The following is a 21,900-nucleotide window of genomic DNA, read 5'->3' as shown; positions in this document are numbered from 1 at the left end:
CTTTTTCAAGGTACGGACATGACGACTTTCGAATTGGCAACCGCTCAATGGCTGAAAACGCCACTCGGCCACCCGGCCAGCACCGCCTGGCTGGCCACGGTCGACAAGCGCTGCCGGGTCACCGTGCAGCAGCGGGTGGTCGGGCAACTGCTGCAGACCCTGCTGTATGAAGCGGTTCTGCCCTATGAGGCGCAACCGCTGGGCGACGGCCTGCATCGTTTCACCGTACACGGCCGTGATGCCCGACAGGCCGCAGTGCAGTACCACTGCAATGGCCTGCTCAGCGACAGCTTCGCGGTGATCCGCCTCGAACATGGCAGCCTGGAGCGGGTCGACGGCAACGGTCAGCGCAGTACCCCGGACCTGCACCAGGCCCTGGCCGAATGGCTCGGCGAGTTCCGCGACAGCCCGCACCTGGCCCGTTTCATCCTCGAACTGGAGCAGACCCAGCTCAAGGACCTGCAGGCCCGCAGCCAGGGCTATGCCGCCGCGGTGCCGGCCCATGAACTGGACGTGGATGCCCTGGAGCAGCATTTCATGGACGCCCACAGCTATCACCCCTGCTACAAGTCGCGCATCGGTTTCTCCCTGGCGGACAACCTCCGCTACGGGCCGGAGTTCGCCACGCCGATCGCCGTGGTCTGGCTGGCGGTGGCCAACTCGCGGGCGGCGGTCAACCACTCGCGCAACCTCGACTTCGCGGCGTTTATCCGCCAGGAGTTCGGTGCCGCGCGCTGGGAACAACTGGCCAGCAGCCTGGCCGGGCAGGGGCGCAGTATCGACGATTACCAGTTGCTGCCGGTGCACCCCTGGCAGTGGGAGAACACCATCGTCGCGACGTTCTACCCGGAACTGCTCAGTGGCGAGCTGATCTACCTGGGCACCTCCGACGATACCTACAAGGCCCAGCAGTCGATCCGCACGCTGGCCAATGCCAGCGTCAGGGAGCGCCCGTACGTCAAGCTGGCGATGAGCATGACCAACACCTCCAGTACCCGCATCCTGGCGCGGCATACGGTGATGAACGGACCGATCATCACCGACTGGCTGCAGCAGCTGATTGCAAGCGACGCCACCGCCCGCGCGCTGGATTTCGTCATCCTCGGCGAAGTCGCCGGGGTCAGCTTCGACTACGACCACCTGCCCGAGTCCCGTGCGCCGCAGACCTACGGCACCCTCGGGGCGATCTGGCGCGAGAGCCTGCACCCGTACCTCAGGGCCGACGAGCAGGCGGTGCCGTTCAACGGCCTGAGCCATGTGGAGAATCGTTACGGCGAGGGCACGCAGGCGCCGTTCATCGATGCCTGGATCCGCCAGTACGGCCTGCAGGCCTGGACCCGCCAGCTGCTGCAGGTCACCGTGCCGCCGATCATCCACATGCTTTACGCCGAGGGCATCGGCATGGAGTCCCACGGCCAGAACATCGTGCTGATCGTCAAGCAGGGGTGGCCGCAGCGTATCGCCCTCAAGGACTTCCACGACGGCGTCCGCTATTCGCCGGCCCATCTGGCGCGCCCGGAACTGTGCCCGACCCTGGTCCCGCTGCCGGCCAGCCACGCCAGGCTCAACCGCAACTCGTTCATCATCACCGACGATGTCGAGGCGGTACGCGACTTCTCCTGCGACTGCTTCTTCTTCATCTGCCTGACCGAAATGGCGATCTTCCTGCGCCAGCAGTACCAGTTGGACGAAGCGCTGTTCTGGCAGATGACCGCCGAGGTGATCCTGGCCTACCAGGCGGCCCATCCGCAGCACCGTGAGCGTTTCGCGCTGTTCGACGTATTCGCGCCCAGCTACGAGGTCGAGGAGTTGACCAAGCGCCGGCTGCTCGGTGACGGCGAGCGGCGCTTCCGCTCGGTACCCAACCCGCTGCACGCCTACAGGCCGCAAGCATGCTGAGGACCAACCAGCTCAAGCGCAAGTTGCAGGCGGGCGAGACGGTCTACGGCCTGATCAGCTCGATCCCGGCGGCGGCGGCCATCGAGCTGATCGCCGAGGCCGGTTTCGACTTCGTGATCATCGACATGGAACATGTGCTGATCAATCCGGAAACCGTCGAGCACATGATTCGCACCGCCGAATCCTATGGTCTTACGCCACTGGTGCGGGTCGCCGATCTCAACCCCAAGACCCTGCTGCGCCTGCTCGATGGCGGAGCCCAGGGCATCGTCCTGCCGATGATCGAAAGCCCCGGGCAACTGGCCGAGGCCATCGCCGCCTGCAAGTACCACCCGCTGGGGCGGCGCAGCCTCAACGCCGGGCGCCCCGGCGCGTTCGGCAAGCACAGCCTGGCGCAGTACGTCGGCGAGGCCAATGAGCAGATCATGCTGGTGGCGATGATCGAGAGCGCCGAAGGCGTTCGTCGCGCCGCCGAGATCGCCGCGGTACCGGGCCTGGACATGATCCTCGAAGGCGCCGCCGACCTGTCGCAATCGCTGGGCATGCCCTGGCGGATCGACCAGCCGGCCGTGCAGCAGGCATTGCTCGACACCTGGCAGGCCGCGCAGGCCGCGGGCGTGCCGTATTGCACCATCCCCCGACAACCCGGTGATGCCGCCCGCTGGCAGGAACGGGGCGTGCGCGCCTTTGTTCTCGGCGATGAGCGCGGTATTGCCTTCCGGGCGCTGCAAGCGCGCCTGGCCACCCTTTCTGCAGAAGGAAAATGACTCGATGAACTTCACTTCACGTGCCGCCGATCTGGTGATGCAGGATCTGGTCGACTGCCTGCTGGCGGAAGACTTCTTTGGCAGCGAACCGCTGAACCTGGTGGACACCGCCCACTGGCAACTGGCTCATCCGCAGGCGCCGCTGCTGGCCGAGGCGAGCCCGCAGCAGCGTATCTGGGAGTGGTGTTGCGATGCGGCGGAGCAGCGCTTCATCAGCATCGCCCTGCGTCCCGGCATCACCCAGCAATGGGAGAAGGTGCCAGGTACGCCGGTGCTGGCGCGCCAGGGCGAAAGCTGGGCCCGGCTGTCGCCCGAGGACTTCATGCAGCGGGTGTTCAGCGGCCTGGCGCCGCGCCTGCAGGACAATGAAAAGGGCCTGGCGCTGTTTCTCGAAGTGCTGCGCATCAGTGTCTGGCAGACCGCGCTGTCGCTGGAACACCGCATCGACCACCAGGACCTGATGGCACAGGATGGCGCGACCTTCTTTCGCACCATGGAGCAGTGGGCGTCGCTGCGCGATCGTCCGTACCACCCGCTGGCGAAGGCCAAGCAGGGCCTGGACGAGGACGAGTACCGGCGCTACCAGGCCGAGTTCGCCCAGCCGGTGAGCCTGCATTGGGTCGCGGTGGACAAGACCCTGCTGCAATGCGGCGACGGGGTCGGGGACCTCGAACAGTCCTTCCCGGCGCGCTACCTGCTGCCGGAGAACCTGCAGGCCGAGCTGGAACAGGAACTGCGTGGGCTGGGGATCGAGCGCAGCCACGTCGCCCTGCCGGTTCACCCCTGGCAGTTCGAACATGTGCTGGAGGCACAGCTGGGCTCGGCGTTCGCGCGCGGTGACTGCCGCCGCCTGGCCTTCCAGGGCGCGCCGGTGTTCGCCACGTCGTCGCTGCGGTCCATGACCCCGTGCTTCGCGAGTGCCGACTACCTCAAGTTGCCGATGGCGATCTACTCCCTCGGTGCCTCGCGTTACCTGCCGGCGGTGAAGATGATCAACGGCGGCCTCAGCGAGAACCTGCTGCGCCAGGCGCTGACCCGCGACGAGACCCTGGCGCGCTCGCTGCACCTGTGCGACGAGGGCAAGTGGTGGGCGTTCATGCCGCCCGAGGCGACCTTGTTCGACGAGGCGCCGCGGCACCTGTCGGCGATGGTGCGGGGCTATCCGAAGGCATTGCTCGACGATCCCGAGTGCCGCCTGCTGCCGATGGCCGCGCTGGGCACGCCGCTGCCCGACAGCGACCGGCACTTCTTCGACGAGTGGCTGGAGTATCGCCAGTTGCCGCGCAACCAGGCTTCGGTGCTGACCCTGTTTCGCGAACTGAGCCACAGCTTCTTCGACATCAACCTGCGCATGCTGCGCATCGGCATGCTCGGCGAGGTCCATGGGCAGAACGCGGTGCTGGTGTGGAAGGCCGGCCAGGCCCAGGGCCTGCTGTTGCGCGATCATGACTCGCTGCGCATCTTCGTGCCGTGGCTGGAGCGCAACGGCATGGCCGACCCGGTCTACCGGATCAAGAAGGGCCATGCCAACACCCTTTACCACGAGCGTCCCGAGGATCTGCTGTTCTGGCTGCAGACCCTGGGCATCCAGGTCAACGTGCGGGCGATCATCGACACCCTGGCGCAGGTCTATGCGGTGCCGGTGACGGCCTTGTGGACGGTGTTGCGCGATGTGCTCGAAGGCCTGTTGCAGAGCATCGAATTCGACGACGAGGCCCGGGCGATGATCCAGCGCCAGTTGTTCGAGGTACCGCGCTGGCCGCAGAAGCTGCTGCTGACGCCGATGATCGCCCGCGCCGGTGGGCCGGGCAGCATGCCGTTCGGCAAGGGCGAGGTGGTCAACCCGTTCCACAGGTTGCGCCGTGAAGTCTGAGCGTTCCTGGCATCCTTCCAGGCGCAGCGTGCTGCGCCTGTCCCTCGGCCTGCTGGCCCTGCCGACCCTGGCCCGGGCCGAGGGGCCGCGGCTGGTCACGCTGTTCCAGGGCGCCACCGACTGCGCCGTGGCCCTGGGGCTGACGCCGGTCGGCGTGGTCGACTCGCCTACCGAGAAACCGACGTTTCGCTACCTGCGTCCGGCATTGGCCGGTGTCGCCCATGTCGGCCTGGAAACCCAGCCGAGCCTGGAGGACATCGTCCTGCTCAAGCCGGACGTGATCGTCGCCTCGCGGTTTCGCCACCAGCGTATCGCGCCGTTGCTGGAGCGCATGGGCAGGGTGCTGATGCTCGAAGAGGTTTTCGAGTTCAAGCGGACCCTGGCGCTGATGGGCGTGGCGCTCAACCGTCAGCAGGCGGCCAGCGACCTGCTCGGACAGTGGCAGCAGCGGGTCATCCGCCTGCGCGAGCAGTTGCAGGCGAAGTTCGCCGGGCGCTGGCCGCTGACCGTCTCGGTGCTGGATGTGCGCGAAGACCATGTGCGCAGCTACCTGCCGGGCAGCTTCGCCGGCTCCGTGCTCACCGAGCTGGGTTTCGACTGGAATCCGGTGGCCCGTGGCGCGCATGGCACCTATATGAAACTCACCAGTAAAGAGAGCCTGCCTGTGGTCGATGCCGACCTGTTTTTCGTTTTCCAGCGCACGGACAGCCAGACCGTGCAGCACAACTATGAGCGTCTGCTGCATTACCCGTTCTGGCAGCACCTGCGCGCTCCGCGGGATGGCCAGGTCTGGCGGGTCGACAGCATCGCCTGGAGTTTTTCCGGCGGTATCCTCGGGGCCAACCAGATGCTCGATGACATCGCCCGGGTGGTGGCCTCCTCATGAGTCGTGGTTCGAAACTGAGCCTGGCGCTGCTGCTGATGTTGCTGTCCTGCCTGTTGAGCCTGGCGGCGGGTGCCACCTGGATCTCTCCGGCACAGCTGTTGAGTGGCCTGATGCAGGCCGACAGCCTGAGCGCCGGCGAGCAACTGATCGTCAGCACCCGCCTGGCGCGGACCCTGATGGCGATCGCGGTCGGCTCCAGCCTGGCCGTGGCCGGCGCGCTGATGCAGGCATTGACGCGCAACCCGCTGGCCTCGCCGGGGCTGTTCGGGGTGAACGCCGGTGCGACCTTTTCGATCATCCTCGGCTCGTCGCTGTTGGCCCTGTCGTCGATGCAGCAATGGCTGTGGTGCGCCTTTCTCGGCGCGGCGCTGGCCGGCGCCCTGGTGTGGCTGATCGGCAACCGGGGCGAGAGCAGTCTCAGCCCGTTGCGTATCGTGCTGGCCGGGGCGGCGGTGACCGCGCTGTTCTCCGCCTTCAGTCAGGCCTTGCTGGTGGTCAACGAGGAGGGCCTGGACACGGTGCTGTTCTGGCTCGCCGGTTCGCTCTCCGAGCGTGATCTGGCGATGGCCGCACCGCTGCTGGTCGGCGTGTCGTTCGCGTTGTTCGGCGCCTGGCTGCTGGCCGGCCAGGTCAATGTGCTGAGCGCCGGCGAGGCGATCGCCACCGGGCTGGGGCAGCGTACCGGCTCGATCCGCCTGCTGATGAGCGTGCTGATCGTCGGCCTGGCCGGCAGTGCGGTGGCACTGGCCGGCAGTATCGGTTTCATTGGTCTGCTGGTGCCGCACATGGTGCGCAAGAGCCTGTCCGTCGATCATCGCTGGCTGCTGCCGGGCTGCGCGGTGCTCGGCGCGACGCTGCTGTTGCTGGCCGATACCCTGGCGCGGGTGGTGATCCTGCCGCAGGAGGTGCCAGTGGGGGTGATGACCGCGTTCTTCGGGGCGCCGTTCTTCATTGTCCTGGCTCGACGGGGGGCTCGTCATGGCTAGGCCTGTGACCGTGCGTAACGGGGTCTTTTCCCGGCAGCTCGACCTCTCCAGCCTGGGCCGCCTGGTGCTGGCGTTGCTGCTGACCCTGCTGGTGATGCTCGGCGCGCTGGCGCTGGGCAAGATCAACCTGTCGCCGCTGACCGTGTTGCGCGTGCTCGCCGGCGGCGCGGACCCGGGGCTGACCTTCATCGTCGAGCAACTGCGCCTGCCCCGTCTGGTGCTGGCGGCTCTGGTGGGGGCGGCGCTGGCGGTGTCCGGGCTGATCCTGCAGAGCATCATTCGCAACCCGCTGGCCTCGCCGGACCTGCTGGGCATCACCAGTGGCGCCAGCGCCGCGGCGGTGGGCTATCTGTCGTTCTTCTCGCTGGCCCTGGGCTCGCAGTTCCTGCCGCTGGCGGCGATGGCCGGAGCCGGCCTGGCCGCGCTGGCGATCTACCTGCTGGCCTGGAAGCAGGGCACGTCGCCGCTGCGCCTGGTGCTGATCGGCGTCGGCGTGTCGGCGCTGCTGGCGGCGGTGACCACCTTCCTGCTGGTGTTCAGCCCGTTGACCACCACCCTGTCGGCCTATGTCTGGCTGACGGGCAGTGTCTACGGCGCCAGTTGGCCGGAGCCGCGGGCCCTGGCCGGCTGTCTGCTGGCGATCCTGCCGTTGCTGCTCTGGCTGGCCCGGCAGGTGCGGGTGCAGCAACTGGACGACGACCTGGCCCGGGGTATCGGCGCCCGGGTGCAGTGGCTGCGCGCCGGGCTGTTGCTGGTCAGCGTGGCCCTGGCCGGTGCGGCCGTGGCCTGGGGCGGGGCGATCGCCTTCGTCGGGCTGGTCGCCCCGCATATCGCCAAACGCCTGGTGGCGCCGGGGTTTGCCGGGCAGGCGCTGATGTCGGCGCTGGTCGGCGCGAACCTGGTGATGCTGGCCGACCTGGTCGGGCGCACGCTGTTTCTGCCCCTGGACCTGCCCGCGGGTATTTTCGTCGCGGTGCTGGGCACACCGTTCTTTCTCTATCTCCTGATCAACCAGCGGCACTGAGGAATTGCAGATGGCATCCATTACAGCCCAAGGCCTGACCCTGAGTTACCAGCGCCAGGCAATCATCGAAGGGCTCGACTTGCAACTGCCCCAGGGCCAGGTGTCGGTACTGATCGGCAGCAACGGCTGCGGCAAGAGCACCCTGCTCAAATCCTTCGCCCGGCTGCTCAAACCGCAGCAGGGGCGGGTGATCCTCAACGGCACCGACATCCATCGCAAGTCGACGGCGACGGTGGCCCGCGAACTGGCGATCCTGCCGCAGATGCCGAGCGCGCCCGAGGGTATCAGCGTGCGGCAACTGGTGGCGCTGGGGCGCTACCCGTACCAGAACTGGATGCAGCAGTGGTCGCAGCAGGACGAGGCGATGGTCGAGCGCGCCCTGCAGCAGACCGGCACGCTGGAGTTGGCCGAGCGTCCGGTGGACGCGCTGTCCGGCGGCCAGCGGCAGCGGGCGTGGATCGCCATGACCCTGGCCCAGGACACCGAGATGGTCCTGCTCGACGAGCCGACCACCTTTCTCGACCTGGCTCACCAGATCGAAGTCCTCGACCTGCTGCGCGACCTCAATCGCCAGGAGGGCAAGACCATCGTCATGGTCCTGCACGACCTGAACCTGGCCTGCCGCTACGCCGACCACATGGTCGCGGTGCACCAGCGCACGGCCTTCGCCCAGGGGCGCCCGACGGACATTCTCAGCGAGGCGCTGGTCAAGCAGGTGTTCAACCTCAACTGCCGGATCATCAGCGACCCGTTCTTCGGAACACCGCTGTGCATCCCGTTTGGCCGGGAATTGCCGCAATGACCCTGGCCCATCTGTTCACCGACGCACAGTGGGCGCTGCTGTCCGGGGCGCTGCGGCTCAAGCCGTTACAGCAGAGCGACCCGCGTTCGCTGCCGGCGCGGGCCCTGCTCGATGAGACGACCTGCGAAGACCTGCTGCAGGCGCTGGGACCGGTGATCGGTTCGCCGACCCTGGCGATCACCGCTTCGCTGCTGGCCAAGCGTTTCTCCTTTCTCGGCACCGGCGCCTGCCTGTACGCGATGTCGGTGTACGACAAGGGCCTGCTGCTGTCGCTGGACAACTGCCGGGTCGAGTACGGGCATGATGATGGCCTGTGGACCTCGTCGATGCCGCTGGATCAGCCCCAGGCGTTCGGCTACGCGCCGGGGCAGCGCGAGGCCTGGCGCGAGTCCATCGTCTCCAGCCTGTTCGCCGGAACGTTCCAGCCGCTGTGGCAGACTTTCTACCGAGTCACCGGCATTTCCCGCAGGATTCTCTGGGAGAACACCGCGGTGCGGGTCTATTCGCTGTACGAGAAGCGCATGGCCAAGGTCGAGGACCCCTTTATTCGCCAGCGCTGCGAGGCTGATTTCCACTGGCTGCTGAACGAGGCCGAGCCGGCCTTGTTCGGCCTGGACTACAACCCGCTCCGGCATTTTCGCCGACCGCCGACGATCCTTGAAAACGAAGGCAAGCGCATCCGCTTTCGACGCACCTGCTGCTTCTACTACGAGGCGAGCCATCCGGTCGAATACTGTTCCACCTGCCCCCTGCTGAGGCCGAAGAAATGTCGCTGAACCCACGAATCGCACCGCGTCGGCAACTGGTCGACGCAGCACTGCTGCTGCAGTACCGGAGTATTTCCAGCTCCACCATCGGCCATGTGCTCGACACGGGCTACCTGCGGGGCCTGAGGCCGTTGTTCGAGGGCATCCACATGATCGGCAACGTGGTGACGGCCAGGCTGCGCACACCCGATGGCAGCATCCTGCGCGATGCCTTGCTGTGTTGCGAGCCGGGTGATGTGCTGGTGATCGAATGCGAGGGCGACCGCGAGTGTGCCTGCTGGGGCGAGTTGCGCACCCTGGCGGCGCTGATCAAGGGGTTGGCCGGCGTGGTGGTGTCCGGCGCGGTGACCGACGTCGCGGCGCTGCGCGAGCACCGTCTGCCGATCTTCAGCCGAGGCGTCAGCGCACTGACCACCCGCAGCCTGGGGCAGAGCGGCGAACTCAACCTGCCGGTGCGGGTCGGTGACGTCCAGGTCCAGCCGGGTGACCTGGCCATCGGTGACGATGATGGGGTGTTCATCCTCACGGCGCAGCAGGCCCGGGAACTGTTGCCGCAGTTCGTGGCGAAGGAAAATGCCGATCGCCTGCGCCGGGCGGGGCTTCTTGCCAAGTTGATCGCCAAGGGGGCCTGATTCTGCAAGGTGGAAAGCAAACGGTGACAACGATCGCAGCGGACGACAGACAACTCTGGTAAAGTTCGTTAGCTTACTACATATCCAGTTGCCTACCTGTAATCGAGACACCCGCAATGAGCAATGTCCTGAGCGAAGAGGAGATGCGCCTGGCGCTGTTCGGCTCCCTGCGCCCGAGTGCTGAACCGATCTCCCCGCAAGTACCTGAACCCAAGCTTGTCGTCACCCCGGCAGCGCCCGCCAAACCCCGGCCCGTCGCCAAGGCTCTGTCGCCAAAGCTGCGGGTGATCCTGCACGCGACCAAGGAGTTCGAAGGCGAGATCGAGGAGTTGGTGTACGACGCCAACACCCTGAGCACCTTCACCGCCGAGCAGGAGGCCAAGGCCGCGGCGAAAAAGAAGAAGTTTCGCTACTTCGAGGTGATTTCGATCAAGCCGATCTAGGTCTTCAGTCCCGCTCCTGATAGTCCCTGGGCGACTCGCCCAGCAGGCGCCTGAACATCGCCGAAAAGGCGCTCGGGCTGGCGAACCCCAGGCTGTCGGCAATGCGATTGACCGGTTCGCCAGCCTCCAGCAGGGTCAAGGCCCGGGCTACCCGGACCTGCTGTACCCACTGCCGGTAGGTGATGCCGGTTTCGCTGATGAATAACCGGATCAGCGTCCGGCTGCTCGCGCCGACCACCTCGGACCATTGCTCGATGGTCTGTGCCTTGCCCGGCTCCTCCAGTATCTGCTGGCAGATCGTGACCAGACGGCGGTCCCGGGGCCAGGGAATCTCCAGCGGCACCGTCCGCGAATGTTCCAGCTTGTGCAGGATCAGCGTGACGATGCTGCGGTTGGGCGGGTCGTCCGGATACAGCATCGGCTGCTCGGCCAGGGCCAGGATCAGCTCGCGCAGCAGCGTGTCGACCTCGATCACCTTGACCCGCTCACCGAACCGTTCGGCCTGGCTGCGCTCGACGTAGATCGTGCGCATCCGCGTGTCGCTGAGCATCACCTGGTCGTGCACCACCCCCGCCGGAATCCACAGCCCGCGCTGGGGTGGGATGTACCAGATGCCCTGCTCGCTGGCGACCCGCATCAGGCCCTTGCTGGCATAGAGAAACTGCCCCCGCGGATGGCTGTGCGGCGCGTTGTAGCTGCCGGCCGGCTGGTCGCGGGAGAACGCGGTGATCACCCGGGGCAGGTCCTGATAGTCGTGATGATCATCGCTGTGCCCCTCGGCTTTGCGGCTGTCACTTTGGCGACGAATATTGGCATTCATGCAAAACCGTCCAGGTCGGTGGCGAACTTAGTATTTGCCACACAAATCAGTTCAGCGATAGATACCTGGAGGCAGCACATGTCAGTCGCCGTTGCACAGAGAACGCGGGCAATCGAATTGATGGCGGGCCTCGGCCTGTTCATCCTGGCGCTGTCGCTGCGACCGGGCATCGTCTCGGTCGGGCCGCTGATCGGCGCGATACAGGCCGAATTCGGCCTGCGGCACGCCCAGGCGGCGCTGCTGACGGCGATACCGGATGTGTGCATGGGCCTGTTCGCCATTTTCATTCCGCGCATTGGCCGTCGTTTCGGCAACGACCGGGTGGTGCTGTTCTCCCTGGCCCTGCTTGGGGTAGCGATGGTCCTGCGGGCATTCGCCGGGTCATCGACCAGCCTGCTGTTTTCGACCTTCCTGGTGGGGGTGGGCGTTGCCATCTCCGGCCCGCTGATCGGCGGCTGGATCAAGAGCCACTTCGCCAGCAACGCGGCCATGCTCATGGGCATCTATGCCGCCGGTCTCGGCATCGGCGCCACTCTGGCCGCGGTGGGCAGTGAATACGTGGCGCTGGCCGAGAGTGGCTGGCGTGTGGCGGCGGGTATCTGGGCGGTGCTCTGCGTATTGGCGATGATCAGTTGGCAACGTCTGGCGACGGCGTTCCCGTCCCGACCGCAGGCTGTGCAAAGCGCCAGCGCCCCTGTCAGCCAACCGGCATTTCGCAGCGGCCGGGCCTGGCTGATCGCGGTGTACTTCGGCCTGGGCCAGTTCGTCTGCTATGCCTGTTTCGCCTGGGTGGGGGAGAGCAGTCGGGAACTGGCGATCAACAGCCTGGGATCGGGGCTGAACCTGGGCCTGTTCGCCGCCATCATCGCGATCAGCAGTTTCGTCTCCGGGGTCATGACCCGCTCCACACCGGATCGCCGTGCCTGGCTGGGCGGGTCGGCGGTTCTTTCGGCCGCTGGTGCGGCGGCGCTCTGGCTGGCCCCGGCCCTGCTTGGCGCACTGCCAGTGGTGGCGATTGCCCTGGGGCAGGGCACCTGCTTCGCCCTGGCAATGACCTTGCCACTGGACAACACCCGCACTCATGAACAAGCCGGCCAATGGACCGCCTTCATGTTGTTCATCGGCTACCTGGTGGCTGCCCTGGGGCCGTTTGCCTTCGGCTTCCTGCGCGATCACACCGGAACCTTCGAGGCGTCTTACGGCCTGCTGGTGGTGGCCTCGCTGGCGATGCTGGTGCTGACTCCGCTGCTCAAGCCGCACAGGCATTGATGGCGTGTCAGGTTTCGCCGTCGACAACTGCCGAGGTGAAGCCCCAGCGCTGGAATTCCGGTTCGAACTCCTGCAGTTGCACCAGGCCCAGGCACGGCATCGCCCCGGTCCGGAGGATTTCCCCCTTGGCCAGCTTGCAGGCCAGCAGCACGGTGGCCATGCAGGGAATCTCCGGGCCGTTGCCGCCGGGGGCGGTCAGTTGCCAGGTCAGGCTGCCGGGTGTGCCGTCCTGGCGCAGGCCGCGCAGGTGCACGCGCATGGCGCCCAGGTCGCTGCCGAAGCGGTCCAGGGCCTTTCTCGACAAGGCATCCAGCTGTGCGGCGAACCGGCTGATCGGCAGTGGCATGCCCAGGCGCCGCAAGGCTGCCGCCAGCCACAGGCCGGCATGTTCCAGGCGCAGTTCCAGGGCGGCATGGAATTCGACATCGCGGACCCCGGCATAACGGCTTGGGAACAGTGCCAGGTCCGGCACATCACAGGCCGCGCCCCAGCGGCGTCCCAAGTCGGCGAAGCGGAAGGTGCGGATGTCCTGCCAGCCGTACTGCTTTACCCAAGCCCCGCCATTCCAACGGTCGAAGGCCAACCCGGCATAGCCGAATACCGCCTGGATGGTTGCTACGCCGCGAGGCGCCTGCTGGCCGCGGCAAGGCGTTGCTCGAAATCGGCGGCTTCGATATCAAGCCGCAGGGTGGCGACGGTCTGCCCATTGTCGAAGCGGTGCCGGCCCGCGCTGGCGCTGCGGCTGGCGGCAATCGGCTCCAGGCCGGGCTCCAGCGCCAGGCGCCGACAGATCCGCGCGCCGAAATTGCCCAGGCCGCCGATGACGATGATACGCACGATTCATCCTTGAATGAGGGAAGAGGGCGGCAGTATATGGGAGCTGCCTTGCAGAAGGAGATTCTGTGAATACTGCCGGCTTGGACTGCCCCAAGTCGTTACTGCTGGTCGCTCCAGACCGCCAGTTCGTAGCCATCCGGGTCGATGAAGTGGAAGCGGCTGCCACCGGGGAACGAGAACCGTGCCCGGCTGATGGTCGCGCCCGCGGCTTCGATCTTCTGCTGGATGGCATCCAGATCCTGCGCATAAAGGATGACCAGTGGCCCACCAGGACGTACCGGTTCACCGGTGGTGAATCCGCCGGTCAGGCGGCCGTCGCTGAACTCGGTGTAGCTGGGGCCATAGTCGACGAAGCTCCAGCCGAACACTTCGCCATAGAAGGCCTTGCTGCGCGCGATGTCGCTGACGTTGAACTCGATGTTGTCGATCTGCCGGTCCTTGCCTCGAACACTCATGTGTTACTTCCCTGTTGATGGAGGTTGGAGAGTCTAACCGAGATTCGTCCCGACAGCCTCAGCCGGTGCCCAGCGCCCGCAGGCCGATCGGGCTAGCCTGGAGCTATCGATATTTCCCTGGGTGCGCCCCCATCTTCCAGGAATCACCCCGGCTTACACCATCGCCAACCGATGCTTGCGCTTGGGCGGCATGAACACCCGGTCGATGGCGTCCAGGTCGTGTTCGTCCAGCTCCAGTTGCACCGCAGCCGCGTTGAGCCGCACGTGTTCCAGGTTGACCGCCTTGGGAATCGCCAGCACACCTTCATGGCGGATCACCCAGGCCAGCGCGACCTGAGCCGGGGTGGCGTCGTGGCGAGCGGCGATCTGCTGCAGCGTCGGGCTGTCGAGCAGGGCGCCGCCCTGGCCGACCGGGCAGTAGGCCATCAGCGGCAGGTTGTGCTGTTGCCACCAGGGCAGCAGGTCGAACTCGATGCCGCGCTCTTGCAGGTTGTACAGCACCTGGTTGGTGGCGCAGAACGGCGAGGCCAATTCCTGCAGGTCTTCGACATCGAAATTGGACACGCCCCAGCGACCGATCCGGCCCTGCTCGCGCAGGCGCTCGAAGGCTTCGACCGTCTCTTCCAGCGGATACTGGCCGCGCCAGTGCAGCAGGTACAGATCGATGTATTCGGTGCCCAGGCGCCTGAGGCTGCGTTCGCAGGCCAGGGGAATGCCCTTGCGGCTGGCGTTGTGCGGATAGACCTTGCTGACCAAGAACACCTTGTCGCGTTGCCCGGCGATGGCCTGGCCGACCACTTCCTCGGCACCGCCGTCGCCATACATCTCGGCGGTATCGATCAGGGTCATGCCCAGGTCGATGCCGGCCTGCAGGGCACGCACCTCATGGGCGCGCTGCTGCTGATCCTCACCCATGCGCCAGGTGCCCTGGCCGATGACGGGGACGGCCACGCCGGCCAGATCGAGCGTTCGCATTGAAGTCTCCTTGAAATACCGGGGGTATCCGTGTGGCAACGGTCGGTCCGCGAGGTTCCGCCATGCCGGTTTCCGAAAGCTGATTCTAGCCACGCAGGAAGGGTGTTCAGGAAGATTCGCTGACTTATTTCCTAAAGGAATAAAATGATGATTATTAATTCCTTTTGAAAAAATAGAGAAAGGTGCACCTTATCCACGAACCGCACGACGTTCGTGCCACTCTCCCAGACAGGAAGCTGCCCCATGACCATCAAGGCTATCAACGTCCGCAACCAGTTCCGTGGCGTCATCAAGGAAATCAACCTCGGTGAGGTGCTGTCCGAGATCGACGTGCAGACCGCTTCGGGCATCGTCACTTCGGTGATTACCACGCGCTCGGTGCGCGATCTTGAACTGGCGGTCGGCGGCGAGGTGATCGCCTTCGTCAAATCCACAGAAGTGTCCATCGCCAAGCTATGAGTACGACCGCCGGGCGGTCCGGCCCGATCCTGACCCTGCCGCAGGGTGAAAAGGACCCGTTGTCGATTCGCGCCAAGGCCCTGGTATTCGCCGACCCGCGTTCGCGGCAACTGCTCGATTACCTGCAGAGGGTCGGACCGAGCGAAGCGCCGGTGCTGATCAATGGCGAGACCGGCACCGGCAAGGAACTGGTGGCGCGCTATATCCATTCGGCCAGCGGTCGCACGGGTGCCTTCGTTCCGGTGAACTGCGGGGCGATCAGCGAAACCCTGGCCGAGAGCGAGTTCTTCGGGCATGAGGCCGGGGCCTTTTCCGGAGCGGTCGGGCGGCGTGCCGGCTGGTTCGAGGAGGCCGATGGCGGCACGCTGTTTCTCGACGAAATCGGCGACCTGCCGTTGCCGTTGCAGGTGAAACTGCTCAGGGCGCTGCAGGAGCAGGAGATCGTCCGGGTCGGCTCGCGCAAGCCGATCAAGATCAATATCCGCCTGGTGACGGCGACCAACATCGACCTGGAACAGGCGGTGGAGGCGGGCAATTTCCGCCTCGACCTGTTCTACCGGATCAACGTCGCCCAGGTCCGCGTACTGCCGTTGCGCGAGCGGCCGCTGGACATCCTGCCGCTGGTGGAGCACTTCCGAAAGCTCTACAGCCAACGGCTGAAAATCGTCGAACCGATGCTCTCCGAGGCGGCTACCCAGGCGCTGCTCGACTATCCCTGGCCGGGCAACATCCGCGAGCTGGAGAATGTCGTGCACCTGGCCTTGCTGGTGGCGGGCGACAAGCCGATCCGCCCCGAGCACCTGAAGTTTTCCGCCGGCCTCAGTGCCGCGCGCAGTCCCAGTGCCAGTACGGTGGCGCGGGTACCCCAGGAGGTGATCCGCGAGCAGTTGCTGCGGTTGTTCGAGGTGCCGGGCGAGAGCCTGCTGCATGACATCGAAGACCTGATCGTGCGCGAGGCGTTTGCCTTTTCCGGGTTCAACCAACTGCGCAGCGCTCAATTGCTGGGGATTACCCGTAACGCGATGCGTACCTTGCTGGTCAACCACGGCATGCTCAAGGGCCGAGCGAAATCCTGAGTCGGTGGAGGGGCGGTAGTTTGGTGCAAGGAGTGCCGGCCTCTTCGCGGGCAAGCCACGCTCCTACAAAGGTTGTGTCGTACGCCGGTCTTGCGCACAACATGGCTCTGTAGGAGCGTGGCTTGCCCGCGAAGAGGCCGGTTCAGGCAAAGTCGCACCCATGGGGCCCATTCAAACTCGTTGTTCGGTTTGTCGCTGCATCGCACCGATGCGCCGCAACTGCGGCAACAGCTCGCTACCCAGGTGAATCGCCTCTTCCAGATGCGGAAAACCCGACAGGATGAAACTGTCGACCCCTAGCTGGTGATACTCCTCGATCCGCTGCGCCACTTGCTCATAGCTACCCACCAGCGCGGTTCCGGCGCCCCCCCGCACCAGGCCGACACCGGCCCACAGGTTGGCCGAAACCTCCAGCTCCCGCGCCCGTCGGCCACGGCCCTGGACCAGTTGCGTCTGGCGGCTCTGGCCCACCGACTCGTACGCCGCCAGTTGCAATTGCGCCCGGTCGATGGCCTCCTTGGGAATCTCCTCCAGCAGCTTCTCGACATGGGCCCAGGCCTGATCGTCGGTGGCCGCGGCGAAGATGTGCAGGCGCAGGCCGAAGCGCAGCGTGCGCCCCTGTAGCGCCGCCAGTTCGCGCATGCGTTCGATCCGTTCGGCGATCATCGCCGGCGGTTCGCACCACATCAGGTAGGTCTGGGCGTGGGTGGCGCCAACCTGTTCGGCCGCCGCCGAGGCTCCGCCGAAGTAGATCGCCGGTGCCGAGGCATAGGGACTGATCGGCGTGGCGCTGGTGCTGCGGTAGTAGCGCCCGTGGAACGGCAGGCCCTTGCCGGCCCAGACCGCCTGGAACACCTGGAGGAATTCCGCGGTACGGGCGTAGCGCTCGTCGTGTTCGAGGTAGTCGCCCAGCGAGCGCTGCTCGAAGCGGCTGGAACCGCTGACCACATGCAGGGCCAGGCGGTTATCGCTGAGCAGTTGCAGGGTGGCCGCCCGGTGCGCGGTGTAGGCGGGCAGTTCGAGGCCGGGGCGCAGGGTCAGCAGGAACTTCAGCCGACGCACTTCCTGGGCCAGTACCGCGGTGATCAGCCAGGGGTCCTCGAAGCCGCTGGCGGTCGGCACCATGATCGAGTCGAAGCCGGCCAGTTCGGCGGCGCGGACGATCTGGCGCAGATAGTCCAGGGGCGGCGCGCGCTCGCCGGCCTGCAGCAGTCCGGTGCGGGGCAGGCCGCTGCTGGTGAGGTGGCGGCCGTCACCGTTGGTGGGCAGGAACCAGTCGATTTCCAGGGCCGAGCGGTATTCGTGGGGCATGCTAGCAGCGCTCCTTGCGCAAGCCTTGAGCCGTCAGCAACGGCAGGATCTGTTCGCCGAACCGCAGCACCTCGCGCACCGCCGGCTCCCCCTGGACGATCACCTGACCCAGGCCCAGTCCGTGCAGTTGCTGCAGGCGGGTGGCGACCTGGTGCGGACTGCCGACGATGTACAGCGGTTGGTCGCTGTGGGGTTGCCACAGATTCGGATGGATCTCGAAGCGCCGTGCCGGGTGCTGCTGGCGCTTGAGCGGCAGGACCCGCGACGGGACGTCCGGGACCTGCAAGGGGGGCTGTTCCAGGGTGGCCTGGGCGGCCTCCCAGGCTTCGTCCTCGGTGTCGCGCACGATCAGCCCGAAGCGGCTGGCGAAGGTCAGCCGGCCCTGGCTGTCGCGCAGGCGTTCGATGGCCTGCTGCAGCCAGTGCGGTGCGCCCGAGCGCAGCAGGCAGACCTGCGCATGGCGGGCGATCAGCGCGGCGTCCTGGGAGTCATCGAGCACCAGGGGCGGGGCGGGCAGCGGGCGGCGACCGACGCCGGCGTTTTCCAGTTGGAAGTAGCGGCCGTCGTAGTTGAATTCGTCGCCGTCGGGTTGCAGCAGTGGACCGAGGATTTCCAGGTATTCGCCGATACGCTCGTTGCGCTGGTCGCGGTTGAGCCATTCGCCGAAGGCGCTGCGCAGGCTGCCTTGTTCGCTGTCGGGCAGGTGCAGTCGCACGCGGTGGCAGCTGATCGATTGCAGGCTCTGGACAGTGGCGGCGAGGGCGGCGGGCAGCATGACTTCCGGCGGTACGCTGACGGTCAGGTGCAGGTGCCGGGTATGGGCGCAGAGCGCAGCGGCCACGCCGAGGCTGTCGGCGCAATGGGCGCCACCAGGGATCCACAGGCCGTCGAGCCCTGCGTACTCCGCCGCCTGGGCCAGTTGCATCCACTGGCCGGGCTGCTGGGCCCAGCCCGGCGTCTGGCCGGGACCGCACAGGGGGAGTTGCCAACTGAATTCAAGTGCCATGTGGGGTTCCCGGACAGGAATGGGGTTGTGCCTGATACTGCGCGTTGTTGTCGATCGCCAGCAAGCGGAGCACCGATCGGCCCGCTCCTCCAATGGATCGAGTCGTAGGCGGCAAGGAGGCATGACGCACATCCGTAGGAGCCGGGCTGGCCCGCGAATGGGCCCCCCGGCCTTGCAGCGTCGGTGCATACGCCACCGCCAGCCAGGGTTGCGCTGTGCTCATGCGCGACGCCAGCCAAGGGCCGGGGCGATTTCGCCGGCGAGGATTTCCAGGCGCCGGAGGATCTGCGCCTGGGTCGAGCTTTCGGCCTGGACCACGGCGATCACGTAGTCGGCGTAGGGCAGCAGCGACGGGTCCTGGCGCAGGCTGGCAATCACTTCGTCGGGGTGGCCGTGATGCACGTTCATCAGCCGCAGGTGTTCCTGCAGGTCCACCGCCTCATCGATCAGCCCCTCGCGCTTGAGACGCGGGATATGTCGTTCGATGTCCACCGCCAGTTCGGCCTGGGCGCTGGCGCGGTCGGCCGCCGGAAAGATCGCCCGGACCACACCGATGCGCGGCGGTTGCCCGGTATGCTCCCAGGCTTGCAGGTAGGCATCCGCCAAAGGCTTCTGCACGGTCAGCGGATCATGGGTCGCCGTCCCCAACAGCAGGCCATTGCCCTGCCGGGCGGTGTAGGCCGCGCCCTCGACACTGCCGTGGGAATGCCAGAGGCGTCGGGCCAGGCCCGCTGCCGGCGGTTGCAGGGTCAGGTCGCTTGAGGTGTCCACCGGGCCGCCCCTGAGCAACTGCTGCAGCCGTTGCTGGTGTCGGGCGAAGTCCTGTTGACGTTCCTCGGCGTCGCGCCGGAAAGCGGCGAAGTTGTCGAGGTTGGCACCACCACTGCCCAGTCCCAGCTGCACGCGACCCCCACTGAGACTGTCGAGCACGCTGGCGTCTTCGGCCAGGCGCACCGGGTCCTCGAAGGGCAGCACGATGACACCCGTGCCCAGCTCGATGGTGCGGGTGCGTTCGGCGATCGCCGACAGCAGGATCAGCGGCGAGGGCAGGCGGCCGAAACCGTTGCTCAGGTGGTGTTGGGCGATCCAGCCACCGTCGAAGCCGAGGGCTTCGGCGACCTCGAACTGTTCGATCAGGTCGCGATAGACCTGCTGCGGATCATCGCCAAAGGCATGGCTGAGGAAACCCAGCTTGAAGGGACGGACGCTGCTCATGGATGCGGTTTCTCCAGGGACGAGGGACGCTGCGGGGTCGGCTGCCAGCCCAGCGCCGGGGCGATCCGTTCGCGGATGATCTGCAGTGCGCGGATGGCCTCGCGCGGTGGCGTGCTGGCGGTCTGCACCTGCACGACCAGATGGTCGTGGGCACCCAGGCGCGGTCCCTGGGCGAGAGCCTCGACGATCCGCTCCGGTGCTCCGTGAAGCACCCCGAGACGGGCGAGCACCTGGTTGAAGTCGGCATCGATTCCGGCCCGATAGACACCGATGCTCTGCTGGCGACGCACGTAGGCGAGGATATCGCCGTGCAGCGTCGATCCCGGCGCCGCCGCATCCGCGTCAGGGAAGACCGCCTGAACCCGGACCACCCGCGCCGGGGTGCCGTTGTCGCCGGTCCAGGCCTGGCGATAGCGCTCCACCAGCTCCACGCCGGCCTCGGGCGGCAGGTGCGGATTGGGTGCCATGATCAGCCCGTTGCCGCGGGCGGCGACCTGTTCGACCCGTGAAGTCGCCTCCCACAAGCATCGCCCAAGTCCTTCGGCACGGGGCAGCAGGCGCGCGCCGTCGGCGCTCAGCGGTGCGTTGCCCAGAGCCGAGCGCAGGCGTTGCAGGCGGGTTTCGTAGTCGCGGTGGCGCTCACCGTGATCTAGGCCGAAGGCGTCGTAGGTCTGCGGGTCGAAGCCGGCACCCAGGCCCAGTTCCAGGCGGCCGCCGCTGAGCAGGTCGAGCACCGCCGCATCCTCGGCCAGGCGCAGCGGGTCCTCCTGTGGCAGCACGATAATGCCGGTGCCCAGGGCGATGCGCCGGGTGCGCTGGGCGATGGCGGCCAGCAGGACCAGTGGCGAGGGCAGGCGGCCCTGTTCGCTGGCGAAGTGGTGCTGGGCCACCCAGCCACTGTCGAAGCCCAGCTCCTCGGCAACGCGGAACAGCTCCAGGGTGTCGCGGTAGACCTGCGGGTCGAAGGCCGGGCGGTAGACGCGGCTGAGAAAGCCCAGGGAGAAACCGCCGCTCATGATCGGCTGAACCGGTTGGCCGGCCGTGGCAGCCCGAGGTTTTCCCGCAAGGTGCGGCCTTGGTATTCACGACGGAACAGTCCACGCGCCTGCAGCAGTGGCGTCACCTGGTCGACGAACACCTCGATGGCACCGGGGAAGTACGGGAAGAACACGTTGAAGCCGTCGCAGGCGCGGGCCTGGAACCAGGCCTCGAAATGATCGGCGATATCGGCGGCGGTGCCGATCACCGGGTTGCCGCCGGCCAGGCGCAGGTACAGCTGGCGGATGCTGAGGTTTTCCTTGCGCGCCAGCTCCAGCACCTTGTCGCGACGGCTGCCGCGCTGGCCGACCGGGGTCTCGGGCAACGGGCCGTCGAGGTCATGGCCGCTCAGGTCGATATCTTCGCCAAGGGTGTCGGCCAGCAGGCGCAGGCCGAGTACCGGGTCGATCAGGGCCTGGAACTCGTCGAACAGCGCCTGGGCCTGTTCGCGGGTCTCGCCGATGAAAGGCGTGATGCCGGGGAGAATCTTGATGTGGTCCGGGTCGCGGCCAAGATCGGCGGCGCGGGCCTTGATGTCCTGGTAGAAGGCCTGGGCATCGGCCAGGTCGCTGGCGGAGGCGAAGATCACTTCGGCGACCCGCGCAGCGAGGGTCTTGCCGGCTTCCGAGGCGCCCGCCTGGACCAGTACCGGGTGGCCCTGGGGTGGCCTGGCGACGTTCAGCGGGCCGCGTACGGAAAAGTGTTCGCCACGGTGGTTGAGGGTATGCAGCTTGTCCGGGTCGAAGTACTGGCCGCTGGCCTTGTCGCGGGTGAAGGCGTCGTCGTCCCAACTGTCCCACAGGCCCTTGACCACGTCGTGGAATTCCTCGGCGCGCTGGTAGCGGTCGCCGTGGTCGATGTGCCGTTCGCGGCCGAAGTTCCAGGCCTCGTCGGAGACCACCGAGGTCACCAGGTTCCAGGCCGCACGACCGCCGGAAAGGTGGTCGAGGGAGGCGAACTTGCGGGCGATATGGTACGGCTCGTTGTAGCTGGTGGTGGCGGTGGCGATCAGGCCGATGTGGTTCGTCACGGCCGCCAGTGCGGACATCAGCGTCAGCGGTTCGAAATGTTCGGCGCGGGCGGTGCGGCTCAGGGCATCGTGGTGGTGGCCCCAGAGCGCAACCACGTCGGCGATGAACAGGGCGTCGAACCGGCCACGTTCGGCGGTTTCGGCAATCGTCTTGAAGTGGGCGAAGTCCAGGCTGGCATCGGCCTGGGCCAGGGGATGGCGCCAGGCGGCGACATGATGGCCGCTGTTGGCGAGAAAGGCTCCGAGCTTGAGTTGATCGGTTCGGCGGGTCATTAACGGGCTCCCGTTGAGCAGGCAAGGCCGGCGACGCAGGTGATCGCCGGCAGCGCC

Annotated in this window: 23 protein-coding genes; 13 read left to right on the top strand and 10 right to left on the bottom strand. The window is 66.6% G+C overall.

Features of this window, described 5'->3' with window-relative positions:
• The first annotated feature begins 18 nt into the window (after positions 1 to 18).
• From PF66_RS10920 to PF66_RS10875, 10 genes are all read left to right on the top strand, one after another.
• Entirely contained in the window at positions 19 to 1,899 is a 1,881-nt protein-coding gene (locus PF66_RS10920; RefSeq protein ID WP_054062682.1) for an IucA/IucC family protein, read from the top strand.
• A complete protein-coding gene (locus tag PF66_RS10915) occupies positions 1,893 to 2,666 on the top strand; it encodes an HpcH/HpaI aldolase family protein (RefSeq protein WP_054062681.1) in 774 nt (257 codons plus the stop codon). Before PF66_RS10920 ends, PF66_RS10915 begins: the two co-directional genes overlap by 7 nt.
• A gap of 4 nt (positions 2,667 to 2,670) precedes the next feature.
• Complete coding sequence (locus PF66_RS10910; protein ID WP_054062680.1) at positions 2,671 to 4,539, top strand: IucA/IucC family protein; 1,869 nt, start codon at positions 2,671 to 2,673, stop codon at positions 4,537 to 4,539.
• Positions 4,529 to 5,425 carry an ABC transporter substrate-binding protein gene (locus PF66_RS10905; RefSeq protein ID WP_054062679.1) on the top strand — a complete coding sequence of 299 codons (897 nt, stop codon included), beginning with the start codon at positions 4,529 to 4,531 and terminating at the stop codon, positions 5,423 to 5,425. Before PF66_RS10910 ends, PF66_RS10905 begins: the two co-directional genes overlap by 11 nt.
• Entirely contained in the window at positions 5,422 to 6,411 is a 990-nt protein-coding gene (locus tag PF66_RS10900; protein WP_054062678.1) for a FecCD family ABC transporter permease, read from the top strand. The genes PF66_RS10905 and PF66_RS10900 overlap by 4 nt, the downstream gene beginning before the upstream one ends.
• The gene (locus tag PF66_RS10895; protein WP_054062677.1) at positions 6,404 to 7,435 is read left to right on the top strand and encodes a FecCD family ABC transporter permease; all 1,032 of its coding nucleotides are present in this window, start codon (positions 6,404 to 6,406) and stop codon (positions 7,433 to 7,435) included. The genes PF66_RS10900 and PF66_RS10895 overlap by 8 nt, the downstream gene beginning before the upstream one ends.
• Before the next feature lie 10 nt (positions 7,436 to 7,445).
• Complete coding sequence (locus tag PF66_RS10890; RefSeq protein WP_054062676.1) at positions 7,446 to 8,237, top strand: ABC transporter ATP-binding protein; 792 nt, start codon at positions 7,446 to 7,448, stop codon at positions 8,235 to 8,237.
• Positions 8,234 to 9,013: an IucA/IucC family C-terminal-domain containing protein gene (locus PF66_RS10885; RefSeq protein ID WP_054062675.1), complete on the top strand. Its 780-nt coding sequence runs from the start codon at positions 8,234 to 8,236 to the stop codon at positions 9,011 to 9,013. The genes PF66_RS10890 and PF66_RS10885 overlap by 4 nt, the downstream gene beginning before the upstream one ends.
• The gene (locus PF66_RS10880) at positions 9,004 to 9,636 is read left to right on the top strand and encodes an RraA family protein (protein ID WP_054059380.1); all 633 of its coding nucleotides are present in this window, start codon (positions 9,004 to 9,006) and stop codon (positions 9,634 to 9,636) included. Before PF66_RS10885 ends, PF66_RS10880 begins: the two co-directional genes overlap by 10 nt.
• A 116-nt stretch (positions 9,637 to 9,752) precedes the next feature.
• Complete coding sequence (locus tag PF66_RS10875) at positions 9,753 to 10,079, top strand: hypothetical protein (protein WP_054059381.1); 327 nt, start codon at positions 9,753 to 9,755, stop codon at positions 10,077 to 10,079.
• A 4-nt stretch (positions 10,080 to 10,083) separates the two neighbouring features.
• Here the strand turns inward: PF66_RS10875 and PF66_RS10870 are convergent, their stop codons facing one another.
• Positions 10,084 to 10,899: an AraC family transcriptional regulator gene (locus tag PF66_RS10870; protein WP_054059382.1), complete on the bottom strand. Its 816-nt coding sequence runs from the start codon at positions 10,897 to 10,899 to the stop codon at positions 10,084 to 10,086.
• 78 nt (positions 10,900 to 10,977) lie between these two features.
• Here PF66_RS10870 and PF66_RS10865 point away from each other — a divergent pair, with 78 nt between their 5' ends.
• Entirely contained in the window at positions 10,978 to 12,168 is a 1,191-nt protein-coding gene (locus PF66_RS10865) for a CynX/NimT family MFS transporter (RefSeq protein WP_241494322.1), read from the top strand.
• 7 nt (positions 12,169 to 12,175) lie between these two features.
• On the opposite strand, the gene PF66_RS10860 is transcribed toward PF66_RS10865, so the two are convergent.
• The 4 genes from PF66_RS10860 to PF66_RS10850 all read right to left on the bottom strand — a co-directional run bounded on the left by PF66_RS10860 (position 12,176) and on the right by PF66_RS10850 (position 14,435).
• Positions 12,176 to 12,751 carry a hypothetical protein gene (locus PF66_RS10860; protein WP_241494320.1) on the bottom strand — a complete coding sequence of 192 codons (576 nt, stop codon included), beginning with the start codon at positions 12,749 to 12,751 and terminating at the stop codon, positions 12,176 to 12,178.
• Positions 12,752 to 12,783: 32 nt separating this feature from the next.
• Positions 12,784 to 13,005, bottom strand: coding sequence for a hypothetical protein (locus PF66_RS33420; protein ID WP_241494319.1), 222 nt, complete (start codon positions 13,003 to 13,005; stop codon positions 12,784 to 12,786).
• Positions 13,006 to 13,103: 98 nt separating this feature from the next.
• Positions 13,104 to 13,460, bottom strand: a complete 357-nt coding sequence (locus PF66_RS10855; protein ID WP_054062673.1) for a VOC family protein — start codon at positions 13,458 to 13,460, stop codon at positions 13,104 to 13,106.
• 153 nt (positions 13,461 to 13,613) lie between these two features.
• On the bottom strand, positions 13,614 to 14,435 hold the full coding sequence (locus tag PF66_RS10850; protein ID WP_054062672.1) for an aldo/keto reductase: 822 nt from the start codon (positions 14,433 to 14,435) through the stop codon (positions 13,614 to 13,616).
• A 243-nt stretch (positions 14,436 to 14,678) separates the two neighbouring features.
• Between PF66_RS10850 and PF66_RS10845 the strand changes: the two genes are divergently transcribed.
• Positions 14,679 to 14,894 (top strand): TOBE domain-containing protein, encoded by a 216-nt coding sequence (locus tag PF66_RS10845; RefSeq protein WP_054059386.1) that lies wholly within the window; start codon positions 14,679 to 14,681, stop codon positions 14,892 to 14,894.
• Positions 14,891 to 15,970, top strand: coding sequence for a sigma-54 interaction domain-containing protein (locus PF66_RS10840; protein WP_054059387.1), 1,080 nt, complete (start codon positions 14,891 to 14,893; stop codon positions 15,968 to 15,970). The genes PF66_RS10845 and PF66_RS10840 overlap by 4 nt, the downstream gene beginning before the upstream one ends.
• Positions 15,971 to 16,141: 171 nt before the next feature.
• On the opposite strand, the gene PF66_RS10835 is transcribed toward PF66_RS10840, so the two are convergent.
• The 5 genes from PF66_RS10835 to PF66_RS10815 form a co-directional block, all read right to left on the bottom strand.
• Positions 16,142 to 17,281, bottom strand: a complete 1,140-nt coding sequence (locus tag PF66_RS10835; protein ID WP_054062671.1) for an LLM class flavin-dependent oxidoreductase — start codon at positions 17,279 to 17,281, stop codon at positions 16,142 to 16,144.
• Between the two features lies 1 nt (position 17,282).
• Complete coding sequence (locus PF66_RS10830) at positions 17,283 to 18,287, bottom strand: LLM class flavin-dependent oxidoreductase (RefSeq protein ID WP_054062670.1); 1,005 nt, start codon at positions 18,285 to 18,287, stop codon at positions 17,283 to 17,285.
• 219 nt (positions 18,288 to 18,506) lie between these two features.
• Positions 18,507 to 19,502, bottom strand: a complete 996-nt coding sequence (locus PF66_RS10825; protein ID WP_054062669.1) for an LLM class flavin-dependent oxidoreductase — start codon at positions 19,500 to 19,502, stop codon at positions 18,507 to 18,509.
• The gene (locus PF66_RS10820; RefSeq protein ID WP_054062668.1) at positions 19,499 to 20,518 is read right to left on the bottom strand and encodes an LLM class flavin-dependent oxidoreductase; all 1,020 of its coding nucleotides are present in this window, start codon (positions 20,516 to 20,518) and stop codon (positions 19,499 to 19,501) included. Before PF66_RS10820 ends, PF66_RS10825 begins: the two co-directional genes overlap by 4 nt.
• A complete protein-coding gene (locus PF66_RS10815; RefSeq protein WP_054061118.1) occupies positions 20,515 to 21,843 on the bottom strand; it encodes an LLM class flavin-dependent oxidoreductase in 1,329 nt (442 codons plus the stop codon). Before PF66_RS10815 ends, PF66_RS10820 begins: the two co-directional genes overlap by 4 nt.
• Positions 21,844 to 21,900: the final 57 nt, after the last annotated feature.

The sequence above is a fragment of the Pseudomonas asplenii genome, assembly GCF_001293465.1.
GTDB lineage: Bacteria > Pseudomonadota > Gammaproteobacteria > Pseudomonadales > Pseudomonadaceae > Aquipseudomonas > Aquipseudomonas fuscovaginae_B.
The sequence above is the reverse complement of the archived record's forward strand: the minus strand, read 5'-3'. Positions and strand labels throughout refer to the sequence as shown.

Bases quoted from the DNA above. Each gene is read 5' to 3' on its own strand.
- PF66_RS10920 (WP_054062682.1), top strand. From the start codon at position 19: ATGACGACTTTCGAATTGGCAACCGCTCAATGGCTGAAAACGCCACTC.
- PF66_RS10915 (WP_054062681.1), top strand. From the start codon at position 1,893: ATGCTGAGGACCAACCAGCTCAAGCGCAAGTTGCAGGCGGGCGAGACG.
- PF66_RS10910 (WP_054062680.1), top strand. From the start codon at position 2,671: ATGAACTTCACTTCACGTGCCGCCGATCTGGTGATGCAGGATCTGGTC.
- PF66_RS10900 (WP_054062678.1), top strand. From the start codon at position 5,422: ATGAGTCGTGGTTCGAAACTGAGCCTGGCGCTGCTGCTGATGTTGCTG.
- PF66_RS10895 (WP_054062677.1), top strand. From the start codon at position 6,404: ATGGCTAGGCCTGTGACCGTGCGTAACGGGGTCTTTTCCCGGCAGCTC.
- PF66_RS10890 (WP_054062676.1), top strand. From the start codon at position 7,446: ATGGCATCCATTACAGCCCAAGGCCTGACCCTGAGTTACCAGCGCCAG.
- PF66_RS10885 (WP_054062675.1), top strand. From the start codon at position 8,234: ATGACCCTGGCCCATCTGTTCACCGACGCACAGTGGGCGCTGCTGTCC.
- PF66_RS10880 (WP_054059380.1), top strand. From the start codon at position 9,004: ATGTCGCTGAACCCACGAATCGCACCGCGTCGGCAACTGGTCGACGCA.
- PF66_RS10875 (WP_054059381.1), top strand. From the start codon at position 9,753: ATGAGCAATGTCCTGAGCGAAGAGGAGATGCGCCTGGCGCTGTTCGGC.
- PF66_RS10870 (WP_054059382.1), bottom strand. From the start codon at position 10,899: ATGAATGCCAATATTCGTCGCCAAAGTGACAGCCGCAAAGCCGAGGGG.
- PF66_RS10865 (WP_241494322.1), top strand. From the start codon at position 10,978: ATGTCAGTCGCCGTTGCACAGAGAACGCGGGCAATCGAATTGATGGCG.
- PF66_RS10855 (WP_054062673.1), bottom strand. From the start codon at position 13,460: ATGAGTGTTCGAGGCAAGGACCGGCAGATCGACAACATCGAGTTCAAC.
- PF66_RS10850 (WP_054062672.1), bottom strand. From the start codon at position 14,435: ATGCGAACGCTCGATCTGGCCGGCGTGGCCGTCCCCGTCATCGGCCAG.
- PF66_RS10845 (WP_054059386.1), top strand. From the start codon at position 14,679: ATGACCATCAAGGCTATCAACGTCCGCAACCAGTTCCGTGGCGTCATC.
- PF66_RS10840 (WP_054059387.1), top strand. From the start codon at position 14,891: ATGAGTACGACCGCCGGGCGGTCCGGCCCGATCCTGACCCTGCCGCAG.
- PF66_RS10835 (WP_054062671.1), bottom strand. From the start codon at position 17,281: ATGCCCCACGAATACCGCTCGGCCCTGGAAATCGACTGGTTCCTGCCC.
- PF66_RS10830 (WP_054062670.1), bottom strand. From the start codon at position 18,287: ATGGCACTTGAATTCAGTTGGCAACTCCCCCTGTGCGGTCCCGGCCAG.
- PF66_RS10825 (WP_054062669.1), bottom strand. From the start codon at position 19,502: ATGAGCAGCGTCCGTCCCTTCAAGCTGGGTTTCCTCAGCCATGCCTTT.
- PF66_RS10820 (WP_054062668.1), bottom strand. From the start codon at position 20,518: ATGAGCGGCGGTTTCTCCCTGGGCTTTCTCAGCCGCGTCTACCGCCCG.
- PF66_RS10815 (WP_054061118.1), bottom strand. From the start codon at position 21,843: ATGACCCGCCGAACCGATCAACTCAAGCTCGGAGCCTTTCTCGCCAAC.